The sequence below is a fragment of the Amycolatopsis heterodermiae genome, from assembly GCF_034929455.1.
Lineage (GTDB): Bacteria > Actinomycetota > Actinomycetes > Mycobacteriales > Pseudonocardiaceae > Amycolatopsis > Amycolatopsis heterodermiae.
Genome location: NZ_JAYFSI010000014.1, coordinates 147383 through 167951 on the forward strand (window position 1 = coordinate 147383; position 20569 = coordinate 167951).

General features: G+C 68.9%; 24 protein-coding genes. 22 read left to right on the forward strand and 2 right to left on the reverse strand.

The genetic code is table 11. The features are described 5' to 3' along the window. Positions 1-415 precede the first annotated feature (415 nt). From VA596_RS41650 to VA596_RS41755, 22 genes are all read left to right on the forward strand, one after another. Entirely contained in the window at positions 416-631 is a 216-nt protein-coding gene (locus VA596_RS41650; RefSeq protein WP_323335089.1) for a hypothetical protein, read from the forward strand. Then, entirely contained in the window at positions 624-2903 is a 2280-nt protein-coding gene (locus tag VA596_RS41655; RefSeq protein WP_323335091.1) for a phage portal protein, read from the forward strand. Before VA596_RS41650 ends, VA596_RS41655 begins: the two co-directional genes overlap by 8 nt. Then, the gene (locus tag VA596_RS41660; RefSeq protein ID WP_323335092.1) at positions 2903-3940 is read left to right on the forward strand and encodes a head maturation protease, ClpP-related; all 1038 of its coding nucleotides are present in this window, start codon (positions 2903-2905) and stop codon (positions 3938-3940) included. Before VA596_RS41655 ends, VA596_RS41660 begins: the two co-directional genes overlap by 1 nt. Next, a complete protein-coding gene (locus VA596_RS41665) occupies positions 3937-5370 on the forward strand; it encodes a phage major capsid protein (protein WP_323335094.1) in 1434 nt (477 codons plus the stop codon). Before VA596_RS41660 ends, VA596_RS41665 begins: the two co-directional genes overlap by 4 nt. Then, positions 5367-5513 carry a hypothetical protein gene (locus tag VA596_RS41670; RefSeq protein ID WP_323335097.1) on the forward strand — a complete coding sequence of 49 codons (147 nt, stop codon included), beginning with the start codon at positions 5367-5369 and terminating at the stop codon, positions 5511-5513. Before VA596_RS41665 ends, VA596_RS41670 begins: the two co-directional genes overlap by 4 nt. An 82-nt stretch (positions 5514-5595) precedes the next feature. Further along, the gene (locus tag VA596_RS41675; protein WP_323335098.1) at positions 5596-6012 is read left to right on the forward strand and encodes a hypothetical protein; all 417 of its coding nucleotides are present in this window, start codon (positions 5596-5598) and stop codon (positions 6010-6012) included. Between the two features lie 24 nt (positions 6013-6036). Further along, the gene (locus tag VA596_RS41680; protein ID WP_323335100.1) at positions 6037-6498 is read left to right on the forward strand and encodes a hypothetical protein; all 462 of its coding nucleotides are present in this window, start codon (positions 6037-6039) and stop codon (positions 6496-6498) included. A 53-nt stretch (positions 6499-6551) separates the two neighbouring features. Next, positions 6552-6926, forward strand: coding sequence for an SAP domain-containing protein (locus tag VA596_RS41685; RefSeq protein ID WP_323335102.1), 375 nt, complete (start codon positions 6552-6554; stop codon positions 6924-6926). Continuing rightward, the gene (locus tag VA596_RS41690) at positions 6923-7180 is read left to right on the forward strand and encodes a hypothetical protein (RefSeq protein WP_323335104.1); all 258 of its coding nucleotides are present in this window, start codon (positions 6923-6925) and stop codon (positions 7178-7180) included. Before VA596_RS41685 ends, VA596_RS41690 begins: the two co-directional genes overlap by 4 nt. 53 nt (positions 7181-7233) lie before the next feature. Continuing rightward, positions 7234-8283: a hypothetical protein gene (locus VA596_RS41695; protein WP_323335105.1), complete on the forward strand. Its 1050-nt coding sequence runs from the start codon at positions 7234-7236 to the stop codon at positions 8281-8283. Continuing rightward, positions 8280-8654 carry a hypothetical protein gene (locus VA596_RS41700; protein WP_323335107.1) on the forward strand — a complete coding sequence of 125 codons (375 nt, stop codon included), beginning with the start codon at positions 8280-8282 and terminating at the stop codon, positions 8652-8654. The genes VA596_RS41695 and VA596_RS41700 overlap by 4 nt, the downstream gene beginning before the upstream one ends. After that, positions 8651-9124, forward strand: coding sequence for a hypothetical protein (locus VA596_RS41705; RefSeq protein WP_323335109.1), 474 nt, complete (start codon positions 8651-8653; stop codon positions 9122-9124). The genes VA596_RS41700 and VA596_RS41705 overlap by 4 nt, the downstream gene beginning before the upstream one ends. Before the next feature lies 1 nt (position 9125). Further along, on the forward strand, positions 9126-9890 hold the full coding sequence (locus VA596_RS41710) for a hypothetical protein (RefSeq protein WP_323335111.1): 765 nt from the start codon (positions 9126-9128) through the stop codon (positions 9888-9890). Then, a complete protein-coding gene (locus tag VA596_RS41715) occupies positions 9890-10345 on the forward strand; it encodes a hypothetical protein (protein ID WP_323335113.1) in 456 nt (151 codons plus the stop codon). The genes VA596_RS41710 and VA596_RS41715 overlap by 1 nt, the downstream gene beginning before the upstream one ends. Before the next feature lie 3 nt (positions 10346-10348). After that, the gene (locus tag VA596_RS41720) at positions 10349-10756 is read left to right on the forward strand and encodes a hypothetical protein (RefSeq protein WP_323335114.1); all 408 of its coding nucleotides are present in this window, start codon (positions 10349-10351) and stop codon (positions 10754-10756) included. Positions 10757-10760: 4 nt separating this feature from the next. After that, positions 10761-11201, forward strand: coding sequence for a hypothetical protein (locus VA596_RS41725; RefSeq protein WP_323335115.1), 441 nt, complete (start codon positions 10761-10763; stop codon positions 11199-11201). A gap of 121 nt (positions 11202-11322) precedes the next feature. Beyond that, on the forward strand, positions 11323-13167 hold the full coding sequence (locus tag VA596_RS41730; protein WP_323335117.1) for a hypothetical protein: 1845 nt from the start codon (positions 11323-11325) through the stop codon (positions 13165-13167). A gap of 12 nt (positions 13168-13179) precedes the next feature. Next, positions 13180-16428, forward strand: coding sequence for a carbohydrate binding domain-containing protein (locus VA596_RS41735; protein ID WP_323335119.1), 3249 nt, complete (start codon positions 13180-13182; stop codon positions 16426-16428). 9 nt (positions 16429-16437) lie between these two features. After that, positions 16438-16890, forward strand: coding sequence for a hypothetical protein (locus VA596_RS41740; RefSeq protein WP_323335120.1), 453 nt, complete (start codon positions 16438-16440; stop codon positions 16888-16890). Positions 16891-16932: 42 nt separating this feature from the next. Next, entirely contained in the window at positions 16933-17199 is a 267-nt protein-coding gene (locus VA596_RS41745) for an MYXO-CTERM sorting domain-containing protein (RefSeq protein WP_323335122.1), read from the forward strand. Further along, positions 17192-17929: a hypothetical protein gene (locus tag VA596_RS41750; RefSeq protein ID WP_323335124.1), complete on the forward strand. Its 738-nt coding sequence runs from the start codon at positions 17192-17194 to the stop codon at positions 17927-17929. Before VA596_RS41745 ends, VA596_RS41750 begins: the two co-directional genes overlap by 8 nt. Further along, positions 17929-18810 carry a glycoside hydrolase domain-containing protein gene (locus tag VA596_RS41755; protein ID WP_323335126.1) on the forward strand — a complete coding sequence of 294 codons (882 nt, stop codon included), beginning with the start codon at positions 17929-17931 and terminating at the stop codon, positions 18808-18810. Before VA596_RS41750 ends, VA596_RS41755 begins: the two co-directional genes overlap by 1 nt. Positions 18811-19359: 549 nt before the next feature. Here VA596_RS41755 and VA596_RS41760 read toward each other — a convergent pair. Both VA596_RS41760 and VA596_RS41765 read right to left on the reverse strand, forming a co-directional pair. Continuing rightward, the gene (locus tag VA596_RS41760; RefSeq protein ID WP_323335129.1) at positions 19360-20172 is read right to left on the reverse strand and encodes an SAM-dependent methyltransferase; all 813 of its coding nucleotides are present in this window, start codon (positions 20170-20172) and stop codon (positions 19360-19362) included. After that, entirely contained in the window at positions 20169-20438 is a 270-nt protein-coding gene (locus tag VA596_RS41765) for a hypothetical protein (protein ID WP_323335131.1), read from the reverse strand. The genes VA596_RS41760 and VA596_RS41765 overlap by 4 nt, the downstream gene beginning before the upstream one ends. Between the last annotated feature and the right edge of the window lie 131 nt (positions 20439-20569).

The following is a 20569-nucleotide window of genomic DNA, read 5'->3' on the forward strand; positions in this document are numbered from 1 at the left end:
GGGGCCTTCCGCATGCTCACTGGCATGTGAGCTCACAAGCTAGTGAGCATGCTCAGTCGATCGGGCCCTGCTTCGTTGGAGGGGACGTCTCCTCGTGGGTGCTGGTCTCCTCGTCTTCGCGCTTGCACATCGTGATCACCTCCTGTCGTCGCCAGCCGAACTCACACCCGACCCGCCCCGCGGGCCCGTAGCTGGCTCCTCGTTGGCTTCCAGTCCGGGCCCCGGCTTGGTCGGCGGCGGAGTCTCGTCTTTGTCGCCGCGCGGTTCGTAGGTCTCGCAGCGGCAGTGTCGTCGGCACATGCCGGTCACCTCCAGCGCGGCGCGTGCACACGACAGTGTGTATTTCGGCGCGCCACCGCGCACCAGGCTATGCACAACTGTTCATCTGAGCAGTTGGACAGGTATAACCGCGATCATGCTGACGACCCTCGCCGCGCTGCTCAAGCCCGCGGCATCACGCGTCGGCATCGTCCTGTCCCTGCTCGGCCTCGTGCTCCTCGTCATCGCCGCCTACCGCTGGAACCTCACCGCAGGCCTCGCCGCCACCGGCGTTGCATGCTGGCTCCTCGAATCCCGCCTCGACCTGGAGAAGGCGCAGCACGAAGCCGACCAGGACGAGCGCCGTGGCTAGCTTCCTCGGCGGACTTCGCCCTGACGTTAGGGAGTCGTCGGGCAACGAGAGCCCCGCGCCCCTCGTCTCCCGGTCCGCGGGCGGCCTGAGCGGCTTCTACGCACGCCGCGACGGCACCACCCAGCTCGGCGTCATGGCCACCAACGGGACGATCTTCGGCATCGTCGACAAGACCTCGACCGCGGTCGGGAAGACGGAATGGCGGCTCTACCGCAAGGCGAAGTCCGGCAAGGACGAAGACCGCGTCGAGATCACCCGCCACGCCGCCCTCAGCCTGATCAACAAGCCGAACCCCTTCATGACCCGGATGGAGCTGTTCCAGACCGGGCAGCAGCACCTCGACCTCATCGGCGAAGGCTGCTTCGTCGTCGGCCGCTCCTCCCTCGCCTCAATCCCGCTCGAGCTGTGGCCGGTCCGCCCGGACCGCATGACCCCGGTCGCGCACCCGACGAAGTACCTCACCGGCTGGATCTACGCCGGGCCCGACGGCGAGCAGATCCCGCTGCGCACCGACGAGGTCATCCACGTCCGGATGCCCAACCCCACCGACCCGTACCGCGGGCTGTCGCCGGTGACCGCCGTCCTCACCGACATCATGGGCGCCGAGTACGCCTCCCAGTGGAACGCCGCGTTCTTCCGCGACTCCGCCGAGCCCGGCGGCATCATCAAGGTCGACGACAACCTCACCGACGACGAGTTCACCAAGCTCGCGACGCGCTGGGAAGAGCAGCACCGCGGCGTCGCCCGCGCCCACCGCGTCGGCATCCTCGAAGCCAACATGGAGTGGGTCCCGCGGGCATTCTCCCAGCGGGACATGGAATTCACGTCGCTGCGCGGCGTGACCCGCGACGCGATCATGGAAGGCTTCGGGTTCCCGAAGCCGATGCTCGGCATCACCGAGGACGTCAACCGCGCCAACGCCGACGCCGGCGAGTACGTCTTCGCGAAGTGGCTCACCGTCCCGCGCGACGACCGTTGGAAGGACGCCCTCAACACCAAGCTCCTGCCGCTGTTCGGCGCCGACGTCCCGGACAAGCTCGAGTTCGACTACGACAGCCCCGTCCCCGAGGACGAGGCCGCCGAGAACGCGTCGCTCACCGCCCGCTCGACCGCCGCGAAGACGCTGATCGACGCCGGGTTCGACGGCGAGTCCGTCAAGGAAGCCCTCGACCTGCCCGAGGCGCTGGTCTGGGAGAAGCCGCCCCCACCGCCGGTGCAGATGTTCCACCTCCCGCCTGGCCAGCCGGGCGCCCCTGACGGCCCGGGGGAGGACGACCCGACATCGGACGACCCCGAGGCCGACCCTCAATCCGAACCCAAGGAGACGGCCGAACCGGTCCCGCCGACCCCGCCCGCCCCGGCGAAGTCCGACGAGGACGCCGTCAACAACCTCCTCGCCAGCCTCTTCCGCGACCAGGACGCCGAGGTCGAGCAACTGCTGGCCGGCCTGTACGCCAGGCCGTGCACGCACCACAACGCCGACCTCCCCGAAGCGCCGGACGGCGTCGAGCAGGACGCCACCGACACCGTCGACGGCATCAGCCTCGACCACGTCCAGACCGACTGGGAGAGCGCCCTCGACGCACTGCTGACCGCGTGGCAGGGCCACGTCGTCACCGACTGGATCCAGCAGTTGCTCACCGCCGCACGCGACGCCATCGACGGCGACCGCAGCGCCCTCGCCGCGCTGCAGCTCGACGTCGGCGACGCCGTCGACATCCTCGCCGACGCCCTCGCCAGTTACGCCGAAACCGCGGCCGGGCACGTCGTCGAGGAAGCCGACGAGTCCGGAGTGGACCTCGAACCCGCGTGGCCCGGCACCGACTTCCTCCGCACGTTCGCCGAAGCCGTCGCCGGATTCGAAGCCGCCCGCTACGCGCTGTCCGCCGGTCGCGAAGCCTCACGGCTTGCCGGGCCGGACGCTGACGTCGACGACGTCATCACCCAGCTGTCGACGTTCCTCGACGGGCTATCCGACGCCGGCGCGCGCACCGCGCTCGGCGGCGCGCTGACCGGCGTGCAGAACCAAGCCCGCGCCGACACCTTCTCCGGCGGCCCGGTCGGCGCGCTCTACGCCTCGGAGATTCTCGACAGCGCGACGTGCGAGCCGTGCCGGGAGATCCACGGCCGGTGGATCTGCAACACCGACGACCTGACCGCGCTCAACAAGCTCTACCCGCACAGCGGCTACGTCGACTGCCTCGGTCGCGATCGCTGCCGGGGCACCGTCGTGGGCGTCTGGCGCCCGGAAACCACCGAGGGAGGCCAGTGATGTCCAAGAGCGCCCGGCTCCGGGCACAGCGCCGGATGCAGGCGATGCGGGTCACCGCCGAGCAGGCACAGCAGCTGAACGACGGCCGGACCTGGTTCCGCATGGTCACCGACCTGGTCGACCAGCCGGACGTCGCCGCGATCTACCTGTACGACGAGATCGGCTACTGGGGCGTCACCGCGCAGGACTTCGTGCGGGACCTGATGGGCCTGCGCGTCTCCACCATCATCGTCCACATCAACTCCCCGGGCGGCGAAGTCTGGGACGGCCTCGCGATCTACCACGCGCTGCGCGACCACCCGGCCAACATCGAGGTCCGCGTCGACGGCATCGCCGCCTCGGCCGCGTCCTTCATCGCGATGGCCGGCGACACGATCGTCATGCAGCGCAACGCGCAGATGATGATCCACGACGCGATCGGCTTCTGCTACGGGAACGTCTCCGAGATGGAGAAGATGGTCGAAGTCCTCGACCAGGCCAGCAACAACATCGCCGACATCTACGTCCAGCAAGCGGGCGGCACCGTCGAGTCCTGGCGCGAGGCGATGCGTGTCGAGACCTGGTACTCGGGTCCGGAGGCGCTCGCCGCCGGGCTGTGCGACGAGGTCAACAACGCCGACGAGGAGACCGACGAGCCGGCCGCCGTCGTACCGGGCGAGGACGCCGACGACCTCGACGGGCTCATGGCGAAGGCCTACGACCTGACGGTGTTCGCCTACCGGTACGCCGGCCGCGAAAAGGCCCCGGCACCCCCGGTGTCCAACGAGGACACCACGGAGCAGCCCGCCGCGGTCGAGACCCCGGCCGCGCCGGCCGCCCCGGTCACCGAGCCGGACGCGCCGGTCGAGCAGCCGACCGACGACACCACCAGCACGCCGGAGGCGCCCGCCACCGACGAGCCCGAAGCCCCCGTCACGCCCGCAGAGCCGGGCCCGACGGACGAATGGGCCGCCGCCCTCAGCGGCCTGTTCACGACAGCACCGTCCACGGTGGACGACGTGTTGCAGTCCCTGTTGAAGGAAGGAAACCCGGCATGACCACCGCCACGCTCTCCCCGGGGATGCGCGACCGCCTCGACCGCCTGGGCATCCCGCACACCCACATCGGCCGCGTCGTCAACGACCTGACCACGATCCCGCGCAACTCCACCGAGCTGGAGGAGTTCTTCGGCGACGTCAGCCAGGTGAAGAAGGTCGCGTCGAACAGCGCCGACCTCGTCGAGTTCATCAACAAGTACGCCGAGCAGCAGTCCCGCATCGACGACTCGATCGAGGCGCAGGTCAAGGAGCTGGCCGAGGCGCAGTTCGCGGACATCCTGCGCAAGAGCGACATCGACAACATCAACCGCCTGAACCTGGACCCGTCCGCGATCCCGGTGCAGCGGAACAAGTTCTACAACTCGAAGGCGCCGGGCGCCGGCCTCGACAAGAAGTTCGGCAACTGGGCCGACTACATGGCCGCCACCTGGATCGGCCACACCGACGGCGACTCCCTCGCCGCGCGCTCCGAGGTCAAGAAGATCCAGAACGCCTTCGGCTCCAGCATCCCCGGCGACGGCGGGTTCCTCATCCCCGAGGTCCTGCGCGCCGAGCTGCTGCGCGTCGCGCTGGAGCAGGCCGTCGTCCGCAACCGGGCCCGCGTCGTGCCGATGGACTCCCTGTCCGTCCCGTACCCGACGATCGACTCGACGTCGAACGCGTCCAGCGTCTACGGCGGCATCACCGGGTACTGGACCGAAGAGGGCGGCACCCTCACCGACTCCTCGCCGAAGTTCGGCCGGATCGAGCTGGTCGCCAAGAAGCTCACGCTCTACAGCGAGATCCCGAACGAGCTGTTCCAGGACAGCATCATCACCCTGCAGCAGTTCCTCTCGGAGTCCTTCCCCGAGGCGCTCGCGTGGTTCGAAGACGTCGGCTTCACCTCCGGCAACGGCGTCGGCATGCCGCTGGGCTACCTCAACGCCTCCGCCGCGGTCACCGTCGCCGCGGAGGCCGGCCAGCCGACGGGCACGATCGTCTGGGAAAACCTGGTCAGGATGTACTCCCGCATGCTCCCGTCGAGCATGAACCGGGCGGTGTGGGTGGCGAACATCGACACCTTCCCGCAGCTGGCCACGATGGCGCTGTCGGTCGGCACCGGCGGCTCCGCGATCTGGATCGGCGAGAGCCAGGGCGGCAACACCCCGCCGGTGCAGATCCTCGGCCGGCCGGTGATCTTCACGGAGAAGGTGTCCACCGTCGGCACCTCGGGCGACATCAACCTGGTCGACTTCGGCTACTACCTCATCGGTGACCGGCAGGTCATGCAGTCGAACACCTCCACGGACTACAAGTTCGGGCAGGACAAGACCGCGCTGCGCGTCATCGAGCGGGTCGACGGCACGCCGTGGATCAAGTCGGCGATCACCCCGAAGAGCGGCAGCTCGAACACGCTGAGCCCGTTCGTGAAGCTGGCCGACCGCCCGTGACCGACGGACCGCAGATCCAGTACCCGGCGGGGCCCGAAGGCGGCCTCGCCGGGGCGTTCATCGTCGGCGGCTCGTGGGAAGACGAGCCCGCCGCCCTCGAGGAGAAGCCGGCGCCGGAGTTCCCGGACCCCTTCGCCACGTAGGCGTTGCCGGGGCCCGGCGGCATTCACACCCCGCCGGGCCCTTGTACCGAACGGCACTCAACCCCCAGAGGAAGGCAACACCATGGAAGGCCTCGGCCGAGTTTTCAACGTCATCCCCATCGCCGCGGGCGTCGCGGTCAGCCTGAAGCGCGGCGTCGCGGTCACCTTCGTGTGCACCGGCAACGACACTTTCACGCTCACGTGCGCGGACACCTTCGGCGGCTCCTACGCCACCCCGGGCAACATCATCACCCGCAAGGTGACCAACACCGCCACGAACGGCACCGCCGCCTGGGCCGAGGCCACGCAGGCCGCGAGCAACGCGGTCACGATCGCCTCCGGTGCCGCGTCCATCCACGTCGGGGCGGACTCGCTGCCGGACGGCAAGGCCTTCGTCAAGTGCAGCGCGGGCGGCTCCGGTCTGGTCATGGCGATCCTCCACGACCTCACCGAGCAGCGCACGCCGGCCAACCTGCCCGCGCTCAGCAGCGCGGCCTGACACCCCGGAGAGGACTACACCACCATGACGACCCTCATCCAGGGCCCGCAGGTCCGCGCACTCACGCTCGGCCGCAAGGTCGACCGCGCGACTGCGGCCCTTCCGCAGACTGCGGCCGGGACGCTGTTCACCGTCACCGGCGGCCGGATCGTGCTCACGTCCATCGTCGGCGAGGTCACGACCGTCATCCAGACGCAGGCGAACAACACCAAGCTGCAGTCCGTCCCGACGACCGGCTCGGCCGTCGACCTGTGCGCGGTGCTCGACATCACGGCGGACGAGGTCGGCTGCCTCTACGGCATCACCGGCCTGTTCTCCGACGCGCTCGTCGGCGCGGCCGCCGGCGCGAGCGTGCTGCCGCGGAACCCGGTGATCGTGCCGATCGGCGCGATCAAGCTCAACTGCGCGGCCAGCAACACCGGCGCGGTGAAGTGGTCGATCACGTACGTCCCGCTCGACGACAACGCGTCGGTCGCTGCGGCCTGACGCACAGCCGGGGCGGCACCAGCTGCCGCCCCGGCCCGGACGGAGGAAACACCATGCCGAAGATCACCAAGGCGCTCGGCGCGACCAACGCCGACGAGCCCGTCGACGACGGCGCGCGCGTCGACGTCCAGGAGCCGATCCTGCCGCCGGACGCCGACGAGGAGGCCGCACCGGCCGAGTCCGAAGAGGACGGCGCCGGAGACGGCAACGACGGCCAGGACGACGGCGTCACGACCGAGGACGAGCACGCCGCCCAGGACGCGGAAGCCCGCGCGCTGTATGAGGCCCTGACCGTCGAAGACCTCAAGGCCGACCTGAAGGAGCGCGAACTCCCGACGACCGGCAACAAGCCGGAGCTGGTCGACCGGCTCCTGGAGGACGACGCCCGCCAGGCCGCCGCACAGCACGAGGCCGGCGGCGCCGAGTGAGCCCGGCCGGGGACGAGGTCGGCGCGGCCGAGTCCCCGGCCGCTTCCGGCGGCAGCTGGTACGGCCTCGTCGACATCGCCAGCGAAGCCGTCCAGAAGTTCGAAGACCAGCAGACCCGCGCTCCCGTCGCGTGCCAGGACTGCGGGGAACCGCTCCGCACCGGCCCGAACGGGGAGAACTACTGCCCGTTCGACGGGTCGATCTGGGGGCCCGGCCCGCGCCGGATCGGCCAGATCAGCAACACCCACAACTGAACCCCGCTCGAACCCGGGACCTCGGTCCCTAGGCCAGAAAGCAAGGCAAGGGAATGGGCATTCGCTACGCCACCCGCGAGGACGTCAAAGACGCCCTCGACTCCGCCGAGACCGCGCGGAACAACACGAAGATCGACGCTGCCCTCGACACGGCCACCGACACCATCACCGGCCTGTGCCACCGCACGTTCTACCCCGAGCTCAAGACCGTCGCGTTCGACTGGCCCGACCCTCAGTCGCCGACGTCGTGGCGGCTGTGGCTCGAACAGCACGAGCTGATCGAGCCGATCACCGTCACCGCCGGCGGCGTCACGCTGGCCGTCGACGGGCTCAAGCTGTACCCGCAGTCCGGGCCGCCGTACGACCGGATCGAGACCGACCTGTCCGGCGCTGCGGTGTTCGGCTCCGGCTCCACCACGCAGCAGACCATCGAGATCTACGGCCTGTTCGGCCACCGCAACGACGAAGCCACCGCCGCCGCGCTGACCGCCGCCGTGCCCAACGCGACCGCGACCGCGGTCGACGTGACCGACGGCTCGCAGGTGGGCGTCGGCTCGGTCCTGCGCATCGGCACCGAGCGGCTCGTCGTGACCGGCCGCCGCCAGCTCGACACCGGCCAGACGATCACCGACGACCTTGCCGCGCAGAACAACCTCACCGGCCTCAAGGTCGGCGACGGCGACGCCTTCGCCATCGGCGAGGTCGTCCTGGTCGACACCGAGCGCATGCTCATCGTGGACATCGCCGCCGACACCCTGATCGTGAAGCGCGCCTGGGATGGCACTGTCCTCGCCGGACACACCACCGGCGCCACTGTGTACTCGCCGCGGCGCCTGCTCGTCGACCGCGGCGTGCTCGGCACCACCGCGGCCGCGCACGGCAACGCCGACACCGTGACCGCCTGGCAGCCGCCCGGCGCCGTCCGGGAACTCGCGGTCGCCGAGGCCCTCACCACGCTCGGCCAGAAGGCGTCCGGGTACGCCCGCACCATCGGCACCGGCGAGTCGGAGCGCGAGGCCTTGGGCAAGGGCATCGACAGCCTCCGCCGGCAGGTCTACCGCGCCTTCGGCCGGAAGGGCCGGATCCGGGTGGTGGCGCGATGACCACCGTGACGCTGACCGGCCCGATGTTCACCGGCGCCTCCGCCGCGGTCGTGGACCAGTTCCTCGAGGACGCGAAGTACGCGGTCGCCGGCGCGGCGCTGGCCGCGGTGCACGAGATCCTCGACGCCCGGATCAGGCACCCGACGCCGTACTACGAGACGCAGCTGCACGTCGTGCAGGAGAACGGCGCCCAGGTCGTCAACGACCGCGGCGTCGTGTACGGGCCGTGGCTGGAGGGCACCGGGTCCCGCAACAGCCGGACGCGGTTCAAGGGCTACGCCGCGTTCCGTCGCGGCTGCCAGCAGACCGAGGGCCGCGTCGAGGACATCACGCGGCCGCTGGTCGCCCGACTGGTGCAGGAGCTGACGTGAGCGACACGACGATGGACCAGCTGATCACGGACGTGTTCTCCCGCGTCACCTCGCACGCCAACGGCCTCGGGGTCTTCGAGCGGGTCACCGGGCACGAGCCGAAGAACGCGCCGGGTTCGGGGTTGTCGGCCTCGTTCTGGCTGAAGTCGTTCCGCCCGCACCCGAAAGCGTCCGGCTTGAACGTCACGGCCGCCGTGCTGACGCTGAACGTCCGCATCGGACAGAACATGCTCAAGGAGCCCCAGGACGACGTCGAGATCGAGATCCTCACGTCGAGCCTGAAGCTCATGGCCGCCTACTCCGGCGACTTCGACCTCGGCGGCGCGATCCGCAACGTCGACCTGCTCGGCGAAACCGGCGCGCCTCTGGCTCTCGACGGCGGCTACATCAACGCCGACGGCGTGCTGCTGCGGGTCGGGATCATCACGCTCCCGCTCATCATCAACGACGTGTTCCCCCAGGAGGCCTGACGTGGGCAAGGAAAGCGGCCTCGGCGCGCGGTTCTTCGTCGGCGGCTACGACCTGTCCGGCGACATCGGCTCGCTGGACAACATCAGCAGCCCCCGCGGCCTGCTCGACACCACCGGCATCGACAAGCTGGCCAACGAACGGATCTACGGCACCAAGGACGGGGGAATGGAGTTCTCCTCGTACTTCAACCCCGACACGATCGCCGGCGGCCAGACCCGCAACGGCGCGCACGTCGTGCTGTCCGCCCTGCCGACGGCCGACATCGGCGTGATGTACGCCCACCGCGCCACCCTCGGCGTCCCGGCCGCGTGCATGATCGGCAAGCAGCTCAACTACGACCCGACCCGCGGCGCAGACGGCTCACTCGCCCAGAAGACCAGCGTGCAGGCCAACGGATACGGCCTGGAGTGGGGCAAGCTGCTCACCGCCGGCGTGCGCACCGACATCGCGGCCACGAACGGCGCCTCGCTCGACGGCGGCGCGTCTTCCGCGTTCGGGCTGCAGGCCTACCTCCAGGTGTTCGGGTTCACCGGCACCGACGCGACGGTCAAGCTGCAGGACTCCGCCGACAACGCCAGCTGGGCCGACCTGACCGGCGGCGCGTTCGCCGCGGTGACGACGGCGCCCGGGTCGCAGCGGCTGCAGACCGGCCGGGCGGCTACGGTCCGCCGCTACCTGCGGGCGATCACCGTCACGACGGGCGGGTTCTCGTCGCTGGCGTTCGCCGTCGCGGTCACTCGCAACCCGGTCGCGGTGACCTTCTGATGGCCGGCCTGGGCGAGCCGCTGCTGCCGCCGGACGCGAAAAAGACGTACTCGATCAAGGCGCCGAGGGAGACGCACTGGCGGACGGCCAGCTGCGCCGAGGTCGAGTGCGAAGGCCGTGAGCACGGCTGGGTGATGCTGATCGACGAGACGACCGAGCTGGGTCAGCGGCAGGCGCACTACATCCGGAAGGTGTCCGGGCGCCGGTTCCGCGCGGAGACCGAAAACGGCCTGACCAGCTTCACGTTCGAGCCGGGCCAGACGTGCTTCACCGAGCACGAGGTCCCGCTCGGGAAACCGGAGTTGTACGTCGTGCGGGACGGCGATCTGCGCGAGACCTTGCAGCAAGTCGGTCAGCGCAAAGGAAACGTCCGCGTGCACACGCGGCCGGAGGACTGGGCGGACGATTTCGCCACCCATCAGCAGAAGATCGCCGACGCGATCCAGGAAGGATGAGCCATGCCCAAGCAGTCAGGCCTCGGATGGACCGCGCTCGGCGTCGACGACGCTCTCGGCACCCTGCGGGACATCCGCAACGACGTGCACGAGTTCGACTTCTCCACGCCCCGCGCGGTGCAGGACACGACCGGCGTCGACAAGAGCGCGATGGAGCGGCTGCTGCTGCTCTCGGACTTCCAGATCAACCTCTCCGGCACGTTCAACCCCACCGCGAACGCGAGCCACGACGTGCTGTCGTCGGTGTCCTCGACCGACGTCGTCCGCACGGTGTCCCTCGGCATCGCGTCGAAGACCCTCGCCAACGAGTGCGTCTTCTCCGACTACGCCCTCACCCGCGGCTCCGGCGGCGAGTTCACCTGGAAGACCACCGGGTCGCTCGCCAACGGCGCCCTGCCGACCTGGGCGTGACGCGGTGGGATTCCAGCGCAAGCGCAAGACGGTCACGCTGTCGTTTCTCGACCCGGAGTTTGAGGGCTTCCGGGTCGAGATGCGCCGCATGTCCATCGACGACTCGTTCCTGTTCGACGGCCTGAAGGCGTGGGAGGCCGCGATCGCGGCCGGCGACGTCCCGAAGCCGGAGGTCGACGAGCGGCTGCGCAAGATGCACCAGGCGGTCGCCGACGCCATCGTGTCGTGGAACCTGGAGACCGAAAAGGACGGTGACCCGGTCCCGCCGTCGGTCGCCGCGATCCGCGCGGAGGACCCGGACTTCTTCTGGACCCTCGTGCACGCGTGGATCCTCGCGATGCGGATCCGGGTCGATGACGACACAAAAGCGCCATCCTCCGATGGAAAGCCGTCGGAGGAGCTACAGATGGAGACGGCCGTCGTGTCGACGAGCCGAGCGAGCTAGCCGAAGCCCGGACGGTGCTGGCGCTGTGCCAGCGGTTCGGGAAGCTGCCGGAGGAGATCTACGCCGCGGACGCGTCGCTGCTGCGGTTGCTGGAACTGGAAAACCTGGGAAGGGGTGAGCTGTGAGCAACACGATCGAGATCGTGGTCGAGGGCAAGAACGAGGCCACGAAGGTCTTCCAAGATGTCGAGAAGGACGCCACCAGCTCAGCCCGCAAAACCGAGCAGTCGTGGGACCAGGCCACCGACAAGGTCGCCGACGGCCTCAAGAAAACCAGTGACAGCGCCAAAGAGGCCGACGAGTCCCTCGGCAAGCTCGGCGAGACCGCGAAAAAGAGCGGCAAGTCCACGGAGGACTTAGGAAAGGGCGGCAAAGAGACCGCTGACCGGCTCAAGAACATCGGCGAGGCCTCCGACGAAGTCGACACCAAGGCGATGGGCTTCCGCGACACCGTCACCGGTGTGTCGGACACCCTGAAGGGGTTCAGCGACACCAGCCTCACCACCGAGCAGCGGCTGCTGACCCTCGGCGCCGGCATCGGCGACCTCGGCTCGGCAGGCTACAACTTCCTCGTGCCGATGTTCGGTAAGGCGAAGGACGCCCTGGCGGACTTCGGGAAGGGCATCGTCGCGACCGTCACCGACGGCAAGGCGCTCGGCTCGATGCTGGTCAAGGTCGGCGCCTCCGCCGCGGTGATCGGCGGCGCCGTCGTCGCGCTGCACGCCCTGGCCGACCCGGTGGTGCCGCCGAACGTGCAGAAGCTGACCGACAGCCTCCAGCGGTTCTACGCCACCGGACACATTGCGGGCGAGGCCGCGAACGTGTTCGGCGGCAACATGCAGGACTTCAAGGACTCCCTGACAATCGCCACCTCGCGCGGCGTCGACGGGTTCCTCGAGGGTCTGACCGACATCGCCGGGAACATCGTCGGCGTCGACTCGCGGCTCGACGACGCGAACGGCCGGCTGAAGGCGCTCGACGCGTCGCTGACGAGCATCGCGGGGACCAGCCCGCAGAAGGCGTCGCAGATCTTCGGCGAGCTCACCACGAAGGCGGGGTTCACCAAGGACCAGATCGAGGCGCTGAAGAACCATCTGCCCGGATTTACCGCGGCGATGGACGCGGCCGGCATCTCGACCGGGCGGACGGCTCAGGACACGAAGACGCTCAGCGACTCGCTGTCGGAGTACCTCACGAATCTGCAGTCGGCGACGGACCCGGTGTTCAACCTGGTGCATTCGCTGGAGGGTGTGACGACGGCGCAGAAGGGCTACACCGACGCGGTCAAGCAGCACGGCAAGAACTCCGGTGAGGCGAAGGACGCCGCGTTCGGGCTCGCCGAGTCGCTGTCGAAGATGGAGTCGGCTGCCCTCAACGGCGATCTGTCCTACCAGGCGTTCGACGCGACCCTGAACCACTGGGTGTCTTCCGGCGCCCTGACGGCCCAGCAGGCGCAGAATATCCGCTCCCGGGTGGATGAGGCCAAGGGCGCCGCGGATCGGTACCAGGGCAACTACAACGCGAACCTGTACGCCGCCGACTACGCGTCCCCGGCCATCGAGGCCCTGCGCCGGAACCTCGCCGCTCTGCACGACCGCGACCTCAAGATCACGGTGACGACGTACTACGGCACGTCCGGCCGCGGCCAGAGCCTCACCGGCATCCCGGTCGCCCGCGCAGTCGGCGGCCCGATCGGTCACGCCGCCGAGGGCGGACCACGCAGCAACACGACCCTGGTCGGCGAGTACGGCCCGGAGCTGGTGAAGCTGCCTGTCGGATCGTTCGTGAACCCAGCTGGTGCGTCAAGCCGCAGCCCTGCCGCGGCTGGTGTGTCGGGCCCGATCCAGGTGCAGTTGACCGTCCAAAGCGGATCGTCGCCGTTCGATCAGCTGTTCGCCGAGATGATCCGGAAGTACGTCCAGGTCAACGGCGGCGGCAATGTGCAACAGGCATTCGGACGAAGCTGAGAGGAGGACCGCATGGCGCAGTTTCCCGATGTCCCGGAGGACAACCTCTATGAGTTGTTCCTGGGCCCCGGCAACGGCTGGGTGAACGTCACGAGTGACCTGTACAACCGCGACGGCTGCAGCCTTACCCGCGGCTTCACCTCGGAACGGGCATCGGGCGCGGCGTCACCGCAGTCGTGTGGCTTCACCCTCAAGAACCACACCGGGAAATACAGCCCGCGCAACGTGCTCGGCCCGTACTACGGTTCTTTCGGCCAGAACACTCCGGTCCGTGTGTCCACCCGAGTCGTCAAGGACACCTTCACCCGCACCGTCAACGACTCGTGGGGCGGCGCTGACACCGGCGATCTCTGGAATTACTACTACTGGAGCGGAGCTGGTGCGAGCGGGGCCGACTTCGACGTCGCCAGCGGGAAGGGCACTCAGGTCGTCAGCGGCACCAACCAGTACCGCATCGCGACGATGCAAACGTTGCTGTATCGGGACGTCGAGATCCGTGCCACCGTCAGCCTGTCCACCTCGGACGTGACTGGCGGAAACGTCGAGCCCCTGAACCTGATCCTCAGCGGACAGGGGCTGGCCGGGGCGGGCGGCACGGACTATTTCGTCCTCAGCATGAAGGTCACCGCCAGTGAGGCGATCACCGTCCGGCTCAACCACTACGACGGCACCGAGATCGCGCCGACCACCACGCTTGCCCTCACCTACACCGGCGCGCCTCTTCGCGCAGCGTTCCAGATGGAAGGTCAGGTGCTGCGAGCGAAGGTGTGGCTGGCTTCCGGCCCCGAGCCCTACGCGTGGGACATCGAGGGCAGTACCGCGATCGACGCCTACATCGACCGGCCGGCGGGGTGGGTCGGGATCCGGTCCGGCGTGGCGACGGGCAACACGAACACGCCTGTGACGTTCTCCTACGACGACTTCGAGGTCCGGCTCAACCGGTACCACGGTGAGGTGTCGTCGTGGCCGAGCCAGTGGGATAGCTCGGGCAACGACGTGTACATCCCGATCGAGGCGGGGGGAATCCGCCGGCGCCTGTCGCGCGGCCAGGCGTCCTTGGTGTCGCCGGTCACCCGCGCGAACCAGGACCAGAAATTCGTGTTCGATCCCGGCTCTCCTCCGCATGTCCTGTACTACCCGGTTGAAGACCCCAGCGGCTCAACTGTGGTCGCGTCCGGCCTTCCGAACGTCGCTCCGATGGTGATCACGGGTGCGGGTAAGCCGCAGTTTGGAGCCGATTCCAGCTACGACGGCAGTGCTCCGTTCGGAAAGCCGAACGGTTCGCGGTGGACGTCTCCGGTCGTCAACGTTGCGGCGACCGGCGAGGTTCAGCTGATGTTCCTTCTGTCGACGCCGAGCACCGGCGAGGTGGATCTCGGCACGTTCACGCAGCTGGTGTGCTCCGGCACGATCGGCTACATCGACCTCTTCTACCACACGGGTTCTGGCGGCGATCTGGAGATCAAGTTCTACGACCAGAACCGGACCTTGATCACCAGCTCGGGCAGTCTCGACGTCAACGTCGACGGACGCCCAATGATCGTCTCATTGGAACTGACGCAAAACGGGTCCAATGTGGACTGGAAGCTTGCTTGGTTCCCGAAGGGTGATGCCGCGGGGACGACCACTTCCGGTTCCGTGAGCACCCGCACGATCGGTGCACCGCGACAGCTGCTGATCTCCCCGTACACACAGATCACCGGCTCCGCCATCGGGCACGTCATGGTCCGCAACGACATCATCTCCGTCTTCACCTTCAGCCCCCAGCTCGGCGGCTACGCAGGAGAGTTCGTCACATCCCGCGTCGAACGACTCTGCCAGGAAAACGACGACATCCCGATCGCGTCGTACCAAAGCAGCATCCGCGCATTCACCCAGGTCGGCGTGCAAGGCCGCAAGACGCTGCTGGACCTGCTCGACGAAGCCGTGAAGGCCGACCTCGGCTACCTCAACGAATCTCGCAACGTCATCGGATTCGTGCATCGCTATGGCCGATCGCTGTACAACCAGGACCCCGTGCTGACCCTCGACTACGACACCGGTCAGGTGCAACCTCCATTCGGTCAGGTCGACGACGACCAGCTTCTCGTCAACGACTTCACCGCGAAGCGGACCGACGGGTCGAGTTACCGGGCCACCCAGGAGACCGGGCCGCTGGCGCTCACGTCGCCGACGAACGGCGCCGGGGTCGGCCGGTACGCCGACGAGCAGGAGTACAACGTCGCGTTCGACGGCGACCTGCCGGACATCGCCACGTGGAAGGTGCACCTCGGCACGAACGACGCGCCTCGTTACCCCCGCGTCACGGTGAACCTCGCCAAGCTGGCGAAGGTGTCGAAGCAGCTGTACGTCGATGCGTTGTCGGTGAACCTGCAAGATCGCATCCAGATCGTGAACCCGAAGGCGCTGATCATCAACGGCACGATCTCGCAGATTGTGCCTGGCTACACCGAAAACCTGGCCGGCAAGCAGCACGAGATCACCTTCGTGTGCGTACCCGGCACCCCGTACGAGGTCGTCGAGGTAGCGAAAGAGACCGGCGATAGCAATCCGTGGGTGTTCCGCGCGGACACCGACGGCTCGGTCGTGACCACGGCAGCGACCGCGGGCGCAACCAGCCTGGCCGTCGCGACACCGTCGGGTCCACCGTGGACGACGGCAGCGGACGACTTCCCGATCTACCTCGACGTCAACGGCGTCATGGTCCGAGCAACCGCCTGCGCCAACACCAACCTGGCCAACACCGACTTCGAGGCCGGCATCTCGCCGTGGGTGTCGTTCGGCGCCAGCTCGTTCACGCAGTCCAGCACCCAGAAGCACAGCGGCAGTTTCTCGGGCCGGATCGTCCCGGACGGCGTCACCGCGAACGTCGGCGTCAACAGCGAGAAGATCGGCGTCACGGCTGGGCTCAAGGTCACCGTGTCGACCTGGGTCTGGTTCACCAACACCGTCACCGGCAATTACTGCGCGGGAATCACCTGGCTCGACGCCAACAACAACTCCCTCGGCGTGTCGACGGCGTTCGTGTCCGCCACCGCCGCGACCTGGACCCAGGTCAGCAACACGTTCACCGCGCCCGCCGGTGCCGCCTCCGCCCAAGTGACCGCGTTCCTGCAAGGAACGCCTGCCGCCGGACAGATCTGGTACATCGACGACTGCTCCCTCACGGGGCCCCAGCGGTTCACTGTCGATGCCTTGCCCGTCGCCCGTGCGTCCGGGCTGCCCGTATCCGTCTGGCACCTGCCGGTGCTGGCCCAGTAGGAGACGACCATGGCATTCGCTGCGGGACAGAAGGTCCGGGCCTCAGAACTGAACAAGTTGCTCGCGCACGCGCTCCGCTACGAGACCAACGTGGCGACCAACTGCACCACGAGCACCGACACCGACATCCCTTTCGGGACACTGATCGCGGCAGACACGGCGTACTTTTCGGTGTCCGCCGCGAACATCACCATCCTGCAAGCGGGCTGGCTGGAGGCCGAATCCGCTGTCCGAATGGCGTCGGGGACCACCGGATACGAACTGAAGATCAAGCTCAACGGTGGTCTCGTCACGGGAACGAACGGCGGCTCGACCCTTCAGGGGAACATCGCAACCGGATTTCCAGTGTCCGCCAACGACATCGTGAAGGTTTCGGTGCTGCACACCACCGGTTCGACGAAGGCGCTGGAGACCGGCGCCGGACGGCAGAACCACATCGCGCTCAGCTGGCGGCCACTGTGACCGTCCAACATGGTCTGTTCTCGAAGTCGGAAAGGGGTGACGGTGGGTGCACTTGACATCGGTCAGCTTCTGCAGAGCGCCGGTCCGTCGGCGGCGCTGCTCGTGGTCGTCATCGTGCTGGTCTGGCTGTGGCTGCGCGCCGAGCGTCGCGCCGAACGCGCCGACCAGCGCACCGAGCGCGTCCAGGCGCTGCTCGACAAGGAGCGCGAACGCAACAGCGACCAGGTCGACGACGAACGCCGGCGTCGGTGGCGGGCCGAGGACGCCGCGGCACGCGCGAAGCGGAAGGTCGGTGACGTAGATGCGTAGCCGGATCGCGATCGTGGCCTTCATCCTGTCGGTCGTCGCCGTGGTGGCCGCGGTGTGGGCGACGGTCAGCCCGATCGTCGTCAAGCAGGACGCCGCCGCGGTCCAGTCTCAGGCGAAGACGCTGGCCGACCAGGTCGCCGAGGCGTGCGCGAAGGGCGGCCCGGCGGCGGCCGAGCTCGTGCAGCGCGGAGCGTGCGCGAAGGCCGCCGAGGTGAAGGACCAGGCGCCGGTCGCGCAGGCCTCGGTGCAGCCAGACCCGGCGCAGCTGCGGCAGGCCGCGAAGACGGCGGTCGCCGAGTACTGCGCGGCGCCGACGCACCCGTGCCGGGGGAGTGACGGATCCACTCCGCCGTTCGAGGCGATCGTCGACGCCGTCGTCGCGAAGATCCCGGCGCCGAAGAACGGCGACGACGGTCAGGACGGCGCGAACGCCACCGCCACGCAGGTCGCCAGCGCGGTCGCCGCGTACTGCGGGCAGCCCGACGAGCCGTGCCGAGGGAAGGCGGGAACGAACGGCACGAACGGCCAGACCCCGACATGCGTGTCGGAGCCGAGCGAGTGCCGCGGCGCCGACGGCCAGCCGCCGGCCGGGTGGACGACGACCTACCCGGACGGTTCGACCGGCAGCTGCACCCGGGCGCCGGACTTCGACCCGGCCGCGCCCCGCTACACGTGCACCCGCTCGGCGCCGCCGAGCACCGACCCGCCCCTACCCCTCGGAGGAAGCTGATGCCCACCGCCCTCGACTACTCCCAAGGCCGGCCGACGGGTGCCGCGGTCAAGGCTGCTCAGCACGTCGGCGTCGTTCGCTACGCCGGAACGCCCGGTCGGACGAAGAACATCACCAGGGCCGAGTACCTGGACATGGACCGGCAGGGCGTCGGCGTCGCCCTCGTTTTCGAAGACGCCGCCGGCGACGCGCTGAAGGGTCGCCCGCGCGGCGTGACCGCGGCCCAAGCGATCGTCGCTGACGCGGCCGCCGTCGGCTTCCCCGCCTCGCGGCCGCTGTATTTCGCCGTGGACCAGGACATCACCGGCCAGATGGGCACGGTCCTCGAGTACTTCCGCGGCATCGGCTCCGTGCTCGGCGGCCGCCCGGCCGGCGTGTACGGCGAGGCCGATGTGCTCGACGCGGTGCTCGACGCCGGACTGGCCCGCTTCGGTTGGCAGACCGTCGCGTGGTCCCGCGGCCGCACCGCGAAAACCCGGCACCTGTACCAGCGCGCCGGGCAAATCTACGTCGGCGGGATCCAGGTCGACGTGAACGACGTCCTGGCAGCCGACTGGGGCCAGCACAACGCACAGGAGGAAGACGTGGCATTCGACCAGAAAGACCTCGAGTTCCTGCTCGCCGGAAGCGTCAAGGCTCCCGACGGCAAGTGGTACTACGTCAGGGACGTGCTCGGCGCGATCGCGCCGATGGCCGGGCAGGTCGCCCAGCTGACGTCCTCGGTCGCGGGCCTCACCGCCGCCGTGGCGGCGCTGTCCGCCGAGCCCGACCTCACCGTCGACCAGGTGAAGACCATCGTCACCGACGCGGTGAAGCAGAACATCCAGATCACCGGCGAGGTCCACATCGGACCGGCCGCCGCGGCTGATTCCCAGCAGTAACTCACCTCGAAGGAGAACGATCATGGCACTGCGCGCGAAGCTCGTCCCGCGCTCGAAGATCGAGACCGGGTCAGGCGACTACCGACAGGTCCAGGTTGGACGCCGCTGCCCGTGAGGCCGGCGTGCATCGTCGAGTACGCGACACCCGCGGCCTTTGCCAGGTCGCGCACCGAGGCACCGTTCCGGTACGCCCTGGCGTACTCGTTGTAGTCGAGGTGATGCCGATTGCCGTTGCGGCGCAAGGGCGTCGTCTCCTGGTCCACCTTTGCTCCCCTCTCTTGGCTATTTCGGGTTTGCGCCGGGCCCCGGCAGCACCCGGGGCCCGGCTCCGCGCTCACCCGCAGGGACAAGCGCGGTCTGGTCCGCCCGCCCCGCTCACGTGGACCCTGCAGGCCGTGCAAGAACCGGGGTGCGGAGCGGGCGGAGCTGGAGTCCCTGCCGGGACCTGGACGAGGGGGGATGGACCAGGCCCCGGCAGGGGTGCCGCGCGGAACCCGCCGCGCGGCGCCGGACCAGCGAGCAGTCGGACTCTGCGCGCCGGGCCGGGGATCAGGTGGAGCGGGAGATCGTCCCAACGACGGCGGCGAGCAGCTGGTCGACCAGCGACACCGGGCGCAGCCGCGGCCCGTTCGGCCACCAGTCAACGGCGAGCTGCATTCCTGGGTGATCCAGCGCCACGCCGGCGGGGATCAGATTCTCGATCGCGGCCTGGCGCCGGAAGAACCCGGCGCCGACTTGGCCGTCCAGGTGGAACAGCAGCTGCTCGATCGGCACCACGCTCTCCGCCAGTTGCGGGTCGAACAGGTGCGTCGTCGCGAGCACCGAGCCCGTGGGCAGTTCCTCGAGGAGCCGTTTCACCCACGTGCGCGCTTGGGGCTCGCCGACCCAGGACAGCACGCCGGGCGCGATCACGGCGATCGGCTCCAGCCAGTCGAGCGTCCCACTGCGCAGCTCGGTCTTGCTGACCGCGTCGACCAGCTCGGCGATGTCGAGCGGGTCCGCGTGGGCGACGGCCACGTCCGGTCCGGTCAGCCAAGCCTCACCCTTGCGGGCGAGCAGCTCTTCGTTCTCGACATACACCACCCGGCCGGGCTGGGCGAGCCTCCGGTGTGGCGGAAGGCCGGCGGGAAGCGGCGCGCCGATGTGGACGACCTGCTCGATCCCGCGCGTGCCGCTCGCGTACCGCCAGAGTCGGTCGACGAACTCGCGCTCGTTCACCGCCAGCTGGGCAACGTTCGGCACGGCCTTCGTCAGGCTGTCCAGTAGCCAGCGGTCGTTCTCGTAGGCCTCGCTCCCGCCCAGCATCAGGTTCCATAGTCGGGCGCGGGCCTGGACGGCGTAGGAGGTGGTGTCCACGATCATCGGCCCGTCCGCGGCGTGTGCGTGCGAAGACGCTCTTCGACTGCCTGGTCGTCGGTGGTCGCGCTGATGTTGACCCGCAGCTGCCCGGCGTTCGCGTCGAGCCGCAGCGTCGGGCCGTCGCCGTAGGCGATGACGGCGACCAGGCGGCCGGTGTCGGAGTTCGGGTCGGGCGTCAGGCCTGTCCACACGGGGACGTCGTGGCCGGTCACCAGGTCCCGAAGTACGACGAGGCGTTCCTTGCGCCACCCACGTCCCTGCATCGTCATCGCCGCCCCGCGGTATGGTCGCTGCGCCGGTGACGCCGTTCTGAACGTTCCGGCCGTTCTCGAAACATTGGAACGTACGGAACGTATGGCCCGCAATGGCCTGATCGGGTGACCCCAAAGTCTGCCCATGT